Source organism: Simplicispira metamorpha, from assembly GCF_004341365.1.
Classification (GTDB): domain Bacteria; phylum Pseudomonadota; class Gammaproteobacteria; order Burkholderiales; family Burkholderiaceae_C; genus Simplicispira; species Simplicispira metamorpha.
Genome location: NZ_SLXH01000001.1, coordinates 185,747 through 201,056 on the forward strand (window position 1 = coordinate 185,747; position 15,310 = coordinate 201,056).

Annotated in this window: 16 protein-coding genes; 3 read left to right on the forward strand and 13 right to left on the reverse strand. The window is 64.0% G+C overall.

The window, feature by feature from the left end:
• Positions 1 to 76 precede the first annotated feature (76 nt).
• From rpsJ to EV674_RS00995, 10 genes are all read right to left on the reverse strand, one after another.
• Positions 77 to 388 carry a 30S ribosomal protein S10 gene (gene rpsJ / locus EV674_RS00950; protein ID WP_005796953.1) on the reverse strand — a complete coding sequence of 104 codons (312 nt, stop codon included), beginning with the start codon at positions 386 to 388 and terminating at the stop codon, positions 77 to 79.
• 21 nt (positions 389 to 409) lie between these two features.
• Entirely contained in the window at positions 410 to 1,600 is a 1,191-nt protein-coding gene (tuf, locus tag EV674_RS00955; RefSeq protein ID WP_132750334.1) for an elongation factor Tu, read from the reverse strand.
• A gap of 251 nt (positions 1,601 to 1,851) precedes the next feature.
• Complete coding sequence (gene fusA, locus EV674_RS00960) at positions 1,852 to 3,954, reverse strand: elongation factor G (RefSeq protein WP_119013552.1); 2,103 nt, start codon at positions 3,952 to 3,954, stop codon at positions 1,852 to 1,854.
• Positions 3,955 to 4,106: 152 nt separating this feature from the next.
• A complete protein-coding gene (gene rpsG, locus EV674_RS00965) occupies positions 4,107 to 4,580 on the reverse strand; it encodes a 30S ribosomal protein S7 (RefSeq protein ID WP_027996767.1) in 474 nt (157 codons plus the stop codon).
• Positions 4,581 to 4,750: 170 nt separating this feature from the next.
• Positions 4,751 to 5,128 (reverse strand): 30S ribosomal protein S12, encoded by a 378-nt coding sequence (gene rpsL / locus EV674_RS00970; protein WP_056266875.1) that lies wholly within the window; start codon positions 5,126 to 5,128, stop codon positions 4,751 to 4,753.
• A gap of 102 nt (positions 5,129 to 5,230) precedes the next feature.
• Positions 5,231 to 6,403, reverse strand: a complete 1,173-nt coding sequence (locus EV674_RS00975; protein ID WP_119013553.1) for a D-alanyl-D-alanine carboxypeptidase family protein — start codon at positions 6,401 to 6,403, stop codon at positions 5,231 to 5,233.
• Between the two features lie 89 nt (positions 6,404 to 6,492).
• Positions 6,493 to 7,134, reverse strand: coding sequence for an alpha/beta hydrolase (locus EV674_RS00980; RefSeq protein ID WP_119013554.1), 642 nt, complete (start codon positions 7,132 to 7,134; stop codon positions 6,493 to 6,495).
• Between the two features lie 83 nt (positions 7,135 to 7,217).
• Entirely contained in the window at positions 7,218 to 7,571 is a 354-nt protein-coding gene (locus EV674_RS00985) for a (2Fe-2S) ferredoxin domain-containing protein (protein ID WP_119013555.1), read from the reverse strand.
• Between the two features lie 9 nt (positions 7,572 to 7,580).
• On the reverse strand, positions 7,581 to 8,708 hold the full coding sequence (locus tag EV674_RS00990; RefSeq protein ID WP_119013556.1) for a VanZ family protein: 1,128 nt from the start codon (positions 8,706 to 8,708) through the stop codon (positions 7,581 to 7,583).
• 19 nt (positions 8,709 to 8,727) lie between these two features.
• The gene (locus EV674_RS00995; RefSeq protein WP_119013557.1) at positions 8,728 to 9,156 is read right to left on the reverse strand and encodes a CopD family protein; all 429 of its coding nucleotides are present in this window, start codon (positions 9,154 to 9,156) and stop codon (positions 8,728 to 8,730) included.
• Positions 9,157 to 9,247: 91 nt separating this feature from the next.
• Between EV674_RS00995 and hemB the strand changes: the two genes are divergently transcribed.
• On the forward strand, positions 9,248 to 10,255 hold the full coding sequence (gene hemB / locus EV674_RS01000; protein ID WP_119013558.1) for a porphobilinogen synthase: 1,008 nt from the start codon (positions 9,248 to 9,250) through the stop codon (positions 10,253 to 10,255).
• Between the two features lie 52 nt (positions 10,256 to 10,307).
• Positions 10,308 to 11,438, forward strand: coding sequence for a magnesium transporter CorA family protein (locus EV674_RS01005; protein WP_119013559.1), 1,131 nt, complete (start codon positions 10,308 to 10,310; stop codon positions 11,436 to 11,438).
• Positions 11,439 to 11,530: 92 nt separating this feature from the next.
• Here EV674_RS01005 and EV674_RS01010 read toward each other — a convergent pair whose 3' ends face one another.
• Positions 11,531 to 12,223: a dienelactone hydrolase family protein gene (locus EV674_RS01010; RefSeq protein WP_119013560.1), complete on the reverse strand. Its 693-nt coding sequence runs from the start codon at positions 12,221 to 12,223 to the stop codon at positions 11,531 to 11,533.
• Positions 12,224 to 12,290: 67 nt separating this feature from the next.
• Between EV674_RS01010 and EV674_RS01015 the strand changes: the two genes are divergently transcribed.
• Entirely contained in the window at positions 12,291 to 12,926 is a 636-nt protein-coding gene (locus EV674_RS01015) for a MarC family protein (protein ID WP_119013606.1), read from the forward strand.
• A 141-nt stretch (positions 12,927 to 13,067) separates the two neighbouring features.
• Here EV674_RS01015 and rsmA read toward each other — a convergent pair whose 3' ends face one another.
• On the reverse strand, positions 13,068 to 13,835 hold the full coding sequence (rsmA, locus tag EV674_RS01020; RefSeq protein WP_119013561.1) for a 16S rRNA (adenine(1518)-N(6)/adenine(1519)-N(6))-dimethyltransferase RsmA: 768 nt from the start codon (positions 13,833 to 13,835) through the stop codon (positions 13,068 to 13,070).
• A gap of 38 nt (positions 13,836 to 13,873) precedes the next feature.
• A complete protein-coding gene (locus EV674_RS01025) occupies positions 13,874 to 15,307 on the reverse strand; it encodes a peptidylprolyl isomerase (protein WP_119013562.1) in 1,434 nt (477 codons plus the stop codon).
• Positions 15,308 to 15,310: the final 3 nt, after the last annotated feature.

A 15,310-nucleotide genomic window follows, 5' to 3' on the forward strand; every position in this document is an offset into this window, starting at 1 on the left:
GCGCGAACAGCTTTTACAAGCAAGTTCGCGCTATGGCTTTACTTTTTCGGCGCGTGCTGCGCCGAAGAAAAGGTGCTTACTGCAGCTTGATTTCGACGTCCACGCCGGCTGGCAGGTCGAGCTTCATCAGGGCGTCCACGGTTTTGTCCGTGGGATCCACGATGTCCATCAGACGCTGGTGCGTACGGATTTCGAGCTGATCGCGGCTGGTCTTGTTGACGTGGGGCGAACGCAGAATGTCAAAACGCTTCATGCGCGTCGGCAGCGGCACGGGGCCCTTGACGATGGCGCCGGTGCGCTTGGCAGTGTCAACGATTTCAGCAGCGGACTGGTCGATCAGCTTGTAATCGAAAGCCTTCAGGCGGATGCGAATTTTTTGCTTGGACATGGCAGTTTCCTTGGTCAGCGATTAGGCGAGGATCTTGGCAACCACGCCGGCGCCCACGGTACGGCCACCTTCACGGATAGCAAAGCGCAGGCCTTCTTCCATGGCGATGGGGTTGATCAACTTGACGGTGATCGACACGTTGTCGCCCGGCATGACCATTTCCTTGTCGGCAGGCAGCTCGATAGCGCCAGTGACGTCGGTGGTACGGAAGTAGAACTGGGGACGGTAGTTGTTGAAGAAAGGAGTGTGGCGGCCGCCTTCGTCCTTGCTCAGCACATACACCTCAGCCGTGAAGTGGGTGTGGGGCTTGATGGAGCCGGGCTTGCACAGCACTTGGCCACGCTCGACGTCTTCGCGCTTGGTGCCGCGCAGCAGCAGACCGACGTTGTCGCCAGCCTGGCCTTGGTCCAGCAGCTTGCGGAACATTTCCACGCCGGTGCAGGTGGTCTTGACGGTGTCTTTGATACCGACGATTTCGATTTCTTCGCCGACCTTGATGATGCCGCGCTCGATACGGCCAGTCACCACAGTGCCACGGCCAGAGATGGAGAACACGTCTTCCACGGGCATCAGGAAGGCACCGTCCACAGCGCGCTCAGGCGTGGGGATGTAGGTGTCCAGGGCTTCGGCCAGCTTCATGATGGCTTCTTCGCCGAGCTTGCCCTTGTCGCCTTCGAGGGCGAGCTTGGCGGAACCACGGATGATCGGGGTGTCGTCGCCAGGGAAGTTGTACTTGTCAAGGAGTTCGCGCACTTCCATTTCGACCAGCTCGAGCAGCTCTTCGTCGTCCACCATGTCGCACTTGTTCAGGAACACGATGATGTAGGGAACGCCCACTTGGCGAGCCAGCAGGATGTGCTCACGGGTCTGGGGCATGGGGCCGTCAGCGGCCGAGCACACCAGAATAGCGCCGTCCATCTGGGCAGCGCCGGTGATCATGTTCTTCACATAGTCGGCGTGGCCGGGGCAGTCCACGTGGGCGTAGTGGCGACCAGCGGTTTCGTATTCCACGTGGGCGGTGTTGATTGTGATACCGCGGGCCTTTTCTTCGGGCGCTGCGTCGATCTGGTCGTAAGCCTTGGCTTCGCCGCCGAACTTGGCGGACAGCACTGTAGCGATGGCCGCTGTCAGCGTCGTCTTGCCATGGTCCACGTGACCGATCGTGCCCACGTTGACGTGGGGCTTGGTGCGTTCAAACTTACCTTTTGCCATTTTCGATTCTCCAAAGAGCGATGCCTGTGTAGTGGTTTAACGTCTGCATCCGGTTGCTGATTCGCCCTGCACAGGCAACGGAGCGGCACCGGATCGCAGATTGCAAAATATTTGCTATTAAATCGATAGCTTCTAGCGCTTACTGCGTAAGGGCCAGAGGCTGTTTTGATCTAATTTACCTAGACAGAATCTGGTTGACCCCGATCTGGCTAGCGGGGTCAGAGCAGCAAAGCTGGTCTGACCCCAAGGGCTTATTTAGCCCGTGAAGCCATGATGGCTTCAGACACGTTGCGCGGTGCTTCGCTGTAGTGCTTGAATTCCATCGAGTAGGTAGCGCGACCTTGCGTGGCCGAGCGCAGCGTGGTCGAGTAACCGAACATTTCCGACAGCGGCACTTCAGCGCGAATGGCCTTGCCACCACCCGGGATGTCGTCCATGCCCTGCACCATACCGCGACGGCTGGACAGGTCGCCCATCACGTTGCCGGCGTAGTCTTCGGGGGTTTCGACTTCCACGGCCATCATGGGCTCCAGAATCACGGGGTTGGCTTTGCGGCAACCTTCCTTGAAACCGAAGATGGCAGCCATCTTGAACGCCAGCTCGTTCGAGTCCACATCGTGGTACGAACCGAAGTGCAGCGTGACCTTGACGTCCACCACAGGGTAGTTGGCCAGCACGCCTTGCGTGACAGCTTCGTTGATACCCTTTTCCACCGCAGGAATGTATTCGCGCGGCACCACACCACCCTTGATGGCATCGATGAACTCAATGCCCTTGCCGGGTTCATTGGGTTCAATCTTGAGCACCACGTGACCGTACTGGCCCTTACCACCGGACTGGCGCACGAACTTGCCTTCGGCTTCTTCGATGGTCTTGCGGATGGTTTCGCGGTAGGCCACTTGGGGCTTGCCGACGTTGGCTTCCACACCGAACTCGCGCTTCATGCGGTCAACGATGATTTCCAGGTGCAGTTCACCCATACCGGAAATGATGGTCTGGCCCGACTCTTCATCGGTCTTGACGCGGAAGGACGGATCTTCAGCAGCCAGGCGTTGCAGGGCGATGCCCATTTTTTCCTGGTCGGCCTTGGTCTTGGGCTCGACAGCCTGCGAGATCACAGGCTCGGGGAACACCATGCGTTCCAGCACGATGGGCGAACCAACATCGCACAGGGTTTCGCCTGTGGTCACTTCTTTCAGGCCCACGCAGGCAGCGATGTCACCGGCGCGGATTTCATCCACTTCGACGCGGTCGTTGGCCATCATTTGCACGATACGGCCGATACGCTCTTTCTTGCCCTTGACCGAGTTGAAGACGGTGTCGCCCTTGGTCAGCACGCCGGAGTACACGCGCACGAAGGTCAGCTGACCGACGAAGGGATCGGTCATCAGCTTGAATGCCAGCGCAGAGAACTTCTCGCCATCATCGGCCTTGCGGCTGATGGGGGCTTCTTCGTCGTCCGTACCTGTCACATCCGGAATGTCGGTAGGTGCGGGCAGGTAGTCGATCACGGCGTCGAGCATGCGCTGCACACCCTTGTTCTTGAAGGCCGTACCGCACAGCATGGGGTGGATTTCGGTGGCAATGGTGCGCTGACGCAGACCAGCCTTGATTTCCGCTTCGCTCAAGTCACCTTCTTCCAGGTACTTGTTCATCAGCTCTTCCGTGGCTTCAGCAGCGGCTTCGACCATCTTTTCGCGCCATTCCTTGGCGGATTCGAGCAACTCAGCAGGGATCTCCTGGTACTCGAACTTCATGCCTTGCGATGCTTCATCCCAGATGATGGCTTTCATCTTGAGCAAATCGACCACGCCCTGGAACTTGTCCTCGGCGCCAATCGGGATCACCACGGGCACAGGGTTGGCCTTCAGGCGCAGCTTCATCTGGTCATAGACCTTGAAGAAATTGGCACCGGTGCGGTCCATTTTGTTGACAAAGGCCAGACGAGGCACTTTGTACTTGTTGGCCTGACGCCACACGGTTTCCGACTGGGGCTGCACGCCACCCACAGCACAGTACACCATGCAGGCGCCGTCCAGCACGCGCATCGAGCGCTCGACTTCAATGGTGAAGTCCACGTGACCGGGGGTATCGATGATGTTGAAGCGGTGCTCGGGGTAGGACAGGTCCATGCCCTTCCAGAAGCAGGTCACGGCCGCCGAGGTGATGGTGATGCCACGCTCTTGCTCTTGCTCCATCCAGTCGGTGGTGGCAGCGCCGTCGTGCACTTCGCCCAGCTTGTGGGTCACGCCGGTGTAAAACAGGATACGTTCAGTGGTGGTGGTCTTGCCGGCGTCAATGTGGGCCGAGATACCGATATTGCGGTAGCGCTCAATGGGGGTCTTGCGAGCCATGGTGAGTCCTTGATGGGTCGTGTTTACAGGGGGGTCAGGCCACACATGGTTGCATCGCAGCCCGAAAATTTTGTGACCGCCTCAACCAGAACAAGGCTGCGGGCAAAAATGCCAGCAGCCTTGTGCGTTGACCGAGACTTCAGGTCAATCGCTTAGAAGCGGAAGTGGCTGAATGCCTTGTTGGCTTCGGCCATGCGGTGCACTTCGTCACGCTTTTTCATAGCACCGCCACGGCCTTCAGTGGCTTCCAGCAGCTCGTTGGCCAGGCGCTGGGCCATGGACTTCTCACCGCGCTTGCGAGCGGCTTCTTTCAACCAGCGCATGGACAGGGCCAGGCGACGCACAGGGCGCACTTCCACAGGCACTTGGTAGTTCGCACCACCAACGCGGCGCGACTTGACTTCAACCATGGGCTTGACGTTGTTGATGGCAACAACGAAAGCTTCCAGCGGGTCTTTGTCAGGGTGCTTTTTCTCGATCAGTTCCAGCGCGCCATAAATGATGCGCTCGGCCACTGCTTTTTTGCCGCCTTCCATGATCACGTTCATGAATTTGGACAGCTCTACGTTGCCGAATTTAGGGTCCGGCAGAATTTCACGTTTGGGGACTTCGCGACGACGTGGCATTTTTTACCTCTATCTTTGCTTCAGTTGGCATCTTTTCAGACACCGCGAGAGCCAATCAGGACTCCCACTTACTCGACCCACGCAAGACATTTGCGCTTGGGGTCACTACGCCGAATTACCGCGCCACGCGGCAAAGCAGCACCGAAAATTTCTGTGCAAAAGCGCAGGGCTTATTTGGCCTTGGGCTTCTTGGCACCGTACTTGGAACGCGACTGCTTGCGGTCTTTCACGCCTTGCAAGTCGAGCGAACCGCGCACGATGTGGTAACGCACACCGGGCAAGTCCTTGACACGACCGCCGCGCACCAGCACCACGCTGTGCTCTTGCAGGTTGTGGCCTTCACCGCCGATGTAGGAAATGACCTCAAAACCGTTGGTCAGGCGCACCTTGGCAACCTTACGCAGAGCGGAGTTAGGCTTCTTGGGGGTGGTGGTGTACACACGGGTACACACACCACGGCGTTGCGGCGAGTTTTCCATCGCCGGGCTCTTGGATTTGGTCTTTTCGACCTCGCGCCCGTGGCGCACGAGCTGGTTAATCGTTGGCATGAATGTCGTCCCTAAACGTAAAACGAAAACGTGAATCCCTTCGGAATTTCCGAAAAGCCTTCCAATGTAGCAGCGAGGCGCTTGCAAGGCAAGCAAAAACCTTTATCGGATCCACATGCGGATGGCATCCCAGGCGCGGCCCAGCACACCGGCCTGCTCCACGCCATCGAGCGCGGTCAAAGGCACCTCGCGCAGCACTTCTTCGCCCAGCGTGACCTTGAGCGCGCCAATGGCCTGGCCCTTGGCAAAAGGTGCCACCAGCGGGTCTTGGTGGGACACCTGGGTAGTGATCTTGCCAGCACTGCCCGCAGGCACGGCCACCACGATGGCCTCGGGGCGGCCCATCTTCACGCTGTTGCTCTGACCCTTCCAGACGGTGGGGGTGGCCACAGGCTGGGCCGCATCGAACAATTTGACGGCATCGAACGCGGTGTAGCCCCAGTTGAGCAGTTTCTGGCTTTCATTGGCGCGGGCGTTTTCACTGGACGTGCCCAGCACGATGGATACCAGTCGGCGCGTGCCCACATTGGGGAACTCACGCTTGGCCGTGGCCACCAGGCAGTAGCCTGCGGCGGCAGTGTGGCCCGTCTTCAGGCCATCGACCGTGGGATCACGAAACAGCAGCGCATTGCGGTTGTTGCCGTTGGAGGCAGGGGTGCCGGGGTAGCTGTACTGCTTGGTGGCGTAGTAGTGCATGTACTGCGGAAAGTCGTGCAGCAGCCGGGTGGCCAGGATGCTCAGATCACGCGCAGTGGTCAGGTGGCCAGGCTCGGTCAGGCCCTCGGGGTTTTTGTAGCTGGTGCCGGTCATGCCCAGGGCTTTGGCCTGTTCATTCATCAGCTTGACGAAGTTCTCAGCGGTGCCACCCACGCCTTCGGCCAGGGCCATGGTGGCGTCGTTGCCCGACTGCACGATCATGCCTTTGAGCAGATCGTCCACGGCCACCTGCATCTTGGGGTCGATGAACATGCGCGAGCCGGGCATCTTCCAGGCGCGCACGCTGACGGGGAGCTTTTGCTGCAAATCCACCTTCTTGGCGGTCAGGGCGTCGAACACCAGGTAGGCGGTCATCAGCTTGGTCAGCGATGCCTGCTCCACCGGCGCGTCGATGTTCTTGGCGGCCAGCACCTGGTTGGCCGTCACGTCCACCAGCATGTAGGTATGGGCCGCGATTTCAGGCGGCTGGGGCGCCTGCTGGGCCTGTGCCGATAGGGCAACGGGCACCAGCGCCGCAGCCAGAAAAAGGGAGCGCAGGGTAGAAAAAATGCGTTTCATGGGGTGGGCAAGCCATCAGTCAGAAAAAAAGAGCAGCGCACCAGCGCACACAAAGGCAACGCTGGCGGCGGGACGAAAGGCAGGGCGGTTCAGGCGCCCGATTGCAGGTGGCGCACCACCAAGTTTTTCAGCAGTGTCAATTGTCCGTGAAAGAAATGACCGCCACCAGGTACGACGGTGACCGGCAACACCTGGGGCCGTGCCCAGTCGAGCACGGTGGACAGGGGCACGGTGTCGTCGTGCTCGCCGTGGATGACCAGGGTGCGCAGGTGGGCCTGCGGCGGCACCGGGGCGACGTTGAAGCGGCTGGTGGCGGTGCCAACCAACACTGCGTGTTCGATGGTGCGCGCGTCCCACAGGTCGGCCAGCGCGTGGCTGGCGACAAAAGAGCCGAACGAGAAGCCTGCCAACGCAATCGGCCCCTGGGGCGCGACCTGCTCGACCACGCGCAGAAAGTCCTGCGCCTCGCCGCGCCCCTCGTCGTGGGCACCGACGCTGGCGCCCACGCCGCGAAAGTTGAAGCGCACCGCCGTCCAGCCGCACTGCACAAAGGCACGCGCCAGCGTCTGCACCACCTTGTTGTCCATGGTGCCGCCAAACAGCGGGTGCGGGTGGGCGATGACGGCCACGCCGCGCGGCACGGCACCTTCGGGCACGTGGGCGGCATCGCGCACGGCCTCGATGGTGCCGGCGGCGCCGAAGAGGCTCAGGCGTTCAGTCTGGGCATTCAAATTGCTATTCCTTTCATAGCTGCTGGCGCTTGACCAGAAAGCGCTGGAGGCCTAAAAGACCATAAAACGGGTATGAGCTTGAATCAGCGCCCAAGTTCCGCTGGCGTGAGCAACCGCTCTACCACCTGGCCGTTTTTCAGGTGGGACTCGACGATCTCGTCGATGTCGGCGGTGTCCACATAGCTGTACCAGGTGCCCTCGGGATAGACCACGGCCACGGGGCCGCCAGCGCAGCGGTCCAGGCAACCGGCCTTGTTCACCCGCACCTGGCCGGGGCCCGCCAGACCGGCCTCTTTGACCAGGGCTTTGCAGTGCTCGAACGCGGCCTTGGCGCCATGCTGGGCGCAGCAAGCCTCGCCATTGGGGCGCTCGTTGAGGCAAAAAAAGATGTGGCGTGCAAAGTAGCCGGGCGCGGTAGGGGTGGTGGTATCGGTCATGCGCGCATTTTAGGAAGCCACCTCGCGGCGCGACGCACGCAGCAGCACATAAACCAGTGCGGCATAAGGCCAGAGCCAACCCAGCCACTGGCCCATGCCAAAAAAGCGGATGAACCGCCCTTGCTCCCAGGCCTGCAAGGTTTGCGCAAAGTAGGCGCTGGTGGGCGCGTCATTGAGCAGCCCCAGGTGCACGGCCAGCACCAGCACCAGCAGCACCGCGCAGGCGCGCCGGGGCAGCCACAGCGTGGCCACCGCCAGCACCATGCCCATGCCAATGCCGGCACGCACCGGCACGCTCAGCCACTCCCAGGCGTGCGCCGGGCCATAACTCAGGGCCGCCGACAAGGCCGTGGCGGCCACGCCCACCGCCACGCTGACCAGCGCCAGCGCCGCCCGCCGCCCCGTGTGCACCGCCACGCTGTAGGCCAGCAGACAGGGCACCAGCAGCCCCAGCGCCACGCACAGCATTTCGGCAGCGGGCGAAAGCGGCTGCAACGCCTGCGCCCGTTCGGGCAGCCAGACCAGAAAAGGCGTGCCATCGAGCACATCGGCCAACGCACTCTCCAGGCGTTCCAGCACCTGGCCCAGACCAAACGGCTCAGCCGCCGGAAACAACAGCGCCCAGGGCCACAGTGCCAGCAGCACCAGTGCGCCACGCGCCTGCGGCACAAACCAGCGGGCCCGAAACCGGCTCCAGCGGTCAATCGCCCCCAGGCGCTCCAGCAACGCAGCCAGCAAGGCCCCGCCCAGCGAGCCCCCCGCGTTGAGCACCAAATCCAGGTTGGAGGGCACGCGCTGGGGCAGGTAAATCTGCAAAAACTCCATCAGCAGCGACAGCAGTGCGCCCGCCAACGCCGCCAGCGGGATGGCACTGCGCGGCCAACCCGTGCGCAACAGCGCCAGCGCCAGCAAAAAGCCCAGCGGCGCATAACCCACGACGTTGATGGCGATGTCAAACCCCGTCCAGTACGGCGGGGGAATGTGCGCCAGCAAAAACACCTGCGGGGCAATGCCCTGCGCCCGCCAGCCATCGAACGGGAACAGGCTGGCAAACACAATCAGCGCGGCATAGACCAGCGCCAGCGGCCAGGCCGAGGTTTGGTGGCGGGCGGGGGCCGATTCGGTCGGTGTGTCCATGCAGCCGCGCGCCGCGCGCTCAGAAAGGCTTGACCACCACCAGCACCACGGCCACCAGCAAGAGCAGCACCGGCACCTCGTTGAACCAGCGGAACCAGACGTGGCTGCGCTGGCTGGTGTCGGCCACCAGCTTGCGCAGGATCACGCCGCAGGCATGGTGGTAGCCCAGCACCAGGGCCACCACCGTCAGCTTGGCGTGCATCCAGCCATTGCCGGGGCCACGGCCCACGCCATAGCCCAGCCAGAGCCACAACCCCGTGGCCAGCGCGGGCACCGCCAGCAGCGTGGTAAAGCGCAGCAGCTTGCGCGCCATGAGCAGCAAGCGCTCGCGCTCGGCCACCGAGCCCGGCGCCACCATCGCCAGATTGACGAAGATGCGCGGCAAATAGAAAAGGCCAGCAAACCAGCTGGCCACGAAGATGATGTGAAAAGATTTGACCCAAAGCATGGGGGCAGTTTAAGGGCCACGGGGGGCCGGTGACAGTGCCCACATTCCCAGCGCTCCAGGCTCAAGCGCGGGATGGGGCACAATTTTCACCATGCACCTCTCCAGCCCCACCCCCTTTCCCGCCAACCGCCCGCGCCGCCTGCGCCGTGATGCCTTCACCCGCCGCCTGGTACGCGAGCACGCCGTCACACCCGACGACCTGATTTACCCGGTGTTCGTCCACGAAGGCCAGGGGCGCAGCGAGGCCATCGCCTCCATGCCCGGCGTAGAGCGCCTGAGCCTGGATTTGCTGCTGCCCGTGGCCGAAGACTGCGTCAAACTGGGCATTCCGGTGCTGGCGCTGTTCCCAGCCATTGACCCCTCGCTCAAAACGCCCGACGGCAAAGAAGCACTCAACCCCGACGGCCTGATCCCGCGCGTGGTGCGCGCCCTCAAGGCCGAGTTCCCTGACCTGGGCGTCATGACCGACGTGGCCCTCGACCCCTACACCAGCCACGGCCAGGACGGCGTGCTCGACCAGCACGGCTACATCATCAACGATGAGACAGTGGAGATTCTCACCGGCCAGGCGCTCACGCACGCCGAGGCAGGTGTGGACATCATTGCCCCCAGCGACATGATGGATGGCCGCATTGGCGCCATCCGCGAGGCGCTGGAGGTGCAGGGCCACATCCACACCCGCATCATGGCCTACAGCGCCAAGTACGCCAGCGCCTTCTACGGCCCCTTCCGCGACGCCGTGGGCACGCGCGGCGCGCTGGGCAAGGCCGACAAGAACTGCTACCAGATGGACCCCGGCAACACCGACGAGGCCCTGCGCGAAGTGGCCCTGGACATTGCCGAAGGCGCCGACATGGTCATGGTCAAACCCGGTATGCCCTACCTGGACGTGGTGCGCCGTGTCAAAGACGAATTCAAGGTGCCCACCTTCGCCTACCAGGTCAGCGGCGAATACGCCATGCTCAAGGCCGCCGCCGCCAACGGCTGGCTCGACCACGACGCCGTGATGATGGAAAGCCTGCTGGCCTTCAAGCGCGCCGGGGCCGATGGCGTGCTCACCTACTTTGCCCGTGATGCCGCCCGACTTCTGCAAAAATGATAGCTACTTACGCTCACCCAGCAAGCGATAGAGCCATATTTAACCCTCAGTAATGCGCATCTTTCACCTGCACAGCGGCGGCGTGCAAGAGCTTGGCGCCCTGCCCACCCAGGCGCCCGCGCAGGGCTTTGTCTGGATCGCCTGCACCCGCACGGCGCTGCAAGCGCAGCTGCCCGCCGTACAAAACGCCCTGCAAGCGCTGGCGGGTGTGCAGCTGGTGGACTTGCACGTCTCTGACCTGCTCAATGCGCAGCTGCCATCGCACTACGACTACACCTCGCAGTACGACCTGCTGGTGTTCCGGCGCCTGGCCAGCGCCGCGCCCGGCAGCGATGCCACCGGCGCCGACACCAATGGCAGCGCCCCGGCGCGCGGCGGCCCGCCCGTGCTGCGGCGCATCGACACCAGCCCGGTCGGCTTTGCCGTGTTCGACCAGGTGCTGCTGACCGTACACCCCAGCGACTGCGCCGTGCGCGAGGCCTATGCCGCGCGCCTGCTGGCCGCCATCCCCGGCGGCGATGCGCGTGAAAGCCGCAACCACCCTGCGCCCAGCACACGCCAGCCCGCCAGTCCCGCCGACCTGATGCTGCGCCTGGTCAACCTGATGGTGGACGGCTATCTCGACCTGCGCCGCACGCTCACGCGCCAACTGGACCACTGGCAAAGCGAGCTGCTCAAGCCGCGCGCGCGCTTTGTCAACTGGAGCGCGCTGCTGGATGCACGGCTGTCGCTGCACCAGCTCGATGAAATCTGCGAAGACCAGCGCAGCGCCGTGCAGGACTGGATAGACGCGCTGGCCACCTGGCCCGTGCCCGCCACCGCCGCCGGGCTGCGCGAGCACGATTTGCTGCAAGTGCGCAGCCGCGACGTGCTCGAGCACATCGAGCGCGTGGTACACCACGTGCGCCGCCTGGAGCAAAGCACCGAAACCGCCGTGCAAATGCACTTTTCAGTGCAAAGCCACCGCACCAACGACATCATGCGCACGCTCACTGCGCTGACGGCCGTGTTTTTGCCGCTGAACCTGATCGCCGGCATCTTCGGCATGAACTTTGAGTTTGTGCCGCTGGTACACCAGCAAAACGGCTTCTGGTGGGCCATGGGCACCATGGCGGCGATTGCGCTGGCCCTGCTGGCGCTGTTCTGGCGCAAGCGCTACCTGGCGCGCACCCTCGGGCGCTGAGGCGCGCGCGGCCAGCGCCGGACGGGCGGCCCGCGCCCGTCGTCCGTCGTCCGTCGTCCGTCGCCCATTGCCAGCCACCAGGCCGCCCCGCATCAGGCCAGGCAGTGGTCGAAAAAAGCCAGCGTGCGGTCGCGTGCGGCCATGGCGCTGGCCTCGTCGTAACTGGCGCGCTGGTCGCAGTTGAAACCGTGGTCGGCCTCATAGACATGTACCGCCACGTCGGGGTGGGCGCGGGCAAATGCCTGCACGCTGTCGAGCGCAATCCAGTGGTCGTGCCGGCCAAAATGCGCCAGCACCGGGCAGCGCGGCTGGCGGGCCATTTCCGGCGCACTGGTCATGCCGCCACCGTAGTAGCAGGCCACGCCCGCCAGGCCCTGCAAGGTGCAGGCTGCGCGCCAGGCCAGCAGGCCGCCCCAGCAAAAACCCACGGCGACCACCTTGGTGCCGCTGCGCTCCTGGGCGTAGTCGATGGCGGCCTGGATGTCGGGGAGCACACCCGCACCGGGCAATTGCTCCACCGCCGCCTTCAGGGCCATGCCCGCCTGCATGTCTTCGGCGCTGTAGCCCAGCTCCACCAGCGGCTGCACCCGCGTGAACAGGGCGGGCGCCACAGCCAGGTAGCCGCGTGCGGCAAAGCGCTCGGTCACGGCACGGATATGCGGGTTGACGCCAAAAATCTCTTGCAGCACCACGATGGCGCCGCGCGGCGGGCCTTCGGGCGCGGCCACCCAGGCCGGAAAGTGCTGGCCATCGGCGGCCTGGAGGTCAATGGATTGGCTGTGCATGCGGGTGTGCTCCTTAAAACCGGCATTTTTGCAGGTGCGCCAACACGCCTGGTGGCAAGATGGCCGCATGGATCTGAAACCCCTCATCACCTTGCTGGTCATCGTCAACCCGCTGGCCATCGTGCCTTTTTTCATCCACTACACCCAGGGTTTTTCGTCGCAGCAGCGCCAGCGCACCATCCAGGTGGCGGCCTTCAGCGCGTTTTGCGTGATAGCCACCTGCGCGCTGCTGGGGCTGCAAATTCTGGAGTTTTTCAACATCTCGCTGCAAAGCTTTCAGGTCGGTGGCGGCCTGCTGCTGTTGATCAGCGCCATGAACATGCTCAACGCCCAGCCCGCCGAGGCCAAGGCGCACACCAACGAGTTCGAGGAAGGCGCGGAGAAAGCCGCCGCCGGTGCCAGCATTGCCGTGGTGCCGCTGACCATTCCGCTGCTGACCGGCCCGGCGGCCATGTCCACCGTGGTGATCTACGCCGACCGGGCGCAAACCGTCTGGCAGCACACCGCGCTGGTGGGCTACGGCGTGGTGGTGGCGGTGGCCACCTACCTGTGCTTTTCGCTGGCCGAACCGATTGCGCGTGTGCTGGGCAAGACCGGCATCAATGTGATGACGCGGATCATGGGGCTGATTCTGGCGGCGCTGTCGGTGGAGGTGATGGCCGTGGGGCTGGGCAAAATCTTCCCGGTGCTGCTGGGGCGCTGAAGGCGGGTGCTGGCACCCTACTTTTCATGTCAAAACAGCCTGCAACGCCCGCCGATAAAGCGCGAGCAGCTATCAAAAACAAAGCAAATTACGCGGCACGGGCGGCGCCGTACCACCTGCGCGGGGCGCCTGCCAACGGGCCTACACCGCCTGCAAGCTGGCCGCCAGCGCCAGGTACTCGGCCACGGGCACTTCTTCGGCGCGGCGCTGCACGTTGAATTCGCCCGCAAAGCCGCGCGCCTCCAGCCAGCGGCCCAGGGTGTGGCGCAAAAGCTTGCGCCGCTGGCTGAAGGCCACCTGTACCAGTTCTTCCAGCAGTTTGGGCGCCAGCGCCACGGGCTGGTCGCGCGGCACCATGCGCACGATGGCGCTATCGACGCGCGGGGGCGGATCAAAGCTCTCGGGCGGCACAAACAGCACGTTCTCCATGGCGTAGCGCCATTGCAGCATCACCGACAGGCGGCCATAGTCGCCCGTGGAGGGCGAGGCCACCATGCGGTCTATCACCTCTTTTTGCAGCATGAAGTGCTGGTCGGCAATCACGTCCACAAACTTCAGCAAATGGAACAGGATGGGCGTGGAGATGTTGTAGGGCAGGTTACCCACCACTCTGATTTTGGGAGCACCCAGCGCTTGTGCCACCTGGGCAAAGTCCACTTTGAGCACATCAGATTCGATCACGTCGAGCTGGCCGTGCAGGCGCAGGCGCAGGGCCAGATCACGGTCGAGTTCGATCACCGTCAGGCGGCCCAGGCGCTCGACCAGCGGCTGGGTGAGCGCGGCCAGGCCGGGGCCGATCTCGACCATGGGCTCGCCCGGCTGGGGCGCGATGGCGTCCACGATGGCGTCGATGATGCCGTGGTCGGACAGGAAGTGCTGGCCAAAGCGTTTGCGGGGAATGTGTTTCATGCAGCAGGGGGTGGTGGAGGGGGTGCCGTGGGGGGCCGTTATTGCGGTGGCTCGCGGTATTCAACGTAGGCGCGCGCGCGCAGCTCCTGGCCCCACTGGGTGTAGGCCTCATCGAGCTTTTTGGCGCGCACGGCGTCGCGCGCCATGTCGCGCTGCTCGCGCGCGGAGGGGCGCACCTGGCGGCGCTCCATCAGCTGGATCAGGTGAACGCCAAAGCGCGACACCAGCGGCTCGCTGATGTCGCCGGGCTGCAGTGCGTCCATGGCGGCTTCAAACTCGGGCACGTAGCGGCCTGGGGTAGACCAGCCCAGATCGCCGCCTTGTTTGGCGCTGCCGTCTTTGGAATGCTCACGCGCCAGGGCGGCAAAGTCGGCCTGACCGGCCAGGATGCGGCGGCGGTAGTCGGCCAGGCGGGTGGCGGCAGCGGCTTCCGTGAGCTGCGCATTGGGCAGCAGCAGGATGTGGCGTGCGTGGCTTTGCGTGACCAGGGCGGCGGTGCTGATGCTGTCTTTTTCCACCACCTTCAGCACGTGAAAACCCGCGCCCGAACGCAGTGGCCCGGCCACGGCGCCCACGGGCAGTGCGGCGGTGGCGGCCACAAACAGCTCGGGGTAACGCTCGGCGGGGCGCATGCCCAGCAGACCGCCGCTGGCGCGCTCGGGCGCGTCAGAAAACTCCCGCGCCAGGGCGGCAAAGTCCTGGCCCGCGCGGGCCTGCTCGGCCACGGCCTGGGCACGGGCCTGGCGCTCGGCCACGGTGGCGGCATCGGCGTTTTCCGGCACGGCCACCAGCACATGGCCCAGGTTCAGCTCCAGCGCCGCCACATCGCCCGTGCCAGACTGCGCTTGGCGCAGGTAGATGTCCACGTCTTGCTCACTGACGCGCACGCGCGCTTCGACTTCGCGCTCGCGCAGGCGTTGCAGCGTCAGTTGGCGACGCAGGTCTTCACGGAGCTGCGCCGGGGTGATGCCGTCGGCGTTCAGACGCTGGTGCATCTCGGCCACGCTGACGCTGTTCTGGCGCGCCACGGCCAGCTCGGCCTGCGTGATGGCGTAGTCGTCCACGCGGATGCCGCCTTCGGTGGCTTGCTGCAGCTGGATTTTTTCCAGGATCAGGCGCTCCAGTACCTCGCGCAGCAGCAGCTCGCGCGGCGGCGGGTTGCCTTGGGCGGCCAGTTGCTCGGTGGCGCGGGCCAGGCGGGCCTGCACCTCGTTGTTGGTGACGGGGTCGGCGTTGACCACGGCGACGATGTAGTCGGCCTGGCGCGTGGCCGGTGCGCTGGCGGCAGTGGCCGCCGCAGCGGTGGCGGCAGCGGCGGTGGCCGTGCGCGCAGGCGCTTTGGCGCTGGCCGCTGGAGCGCGCGCGACGCCAGGTTTGGCAGCGCCCGGCGCGCGCAACCCCTGCGCGCTGGCGCCCGCAGAGACGAAGGTGGTCAGGCAGGCAAGGCCCAGGGCAAGGACACGGTGGTTCATAGC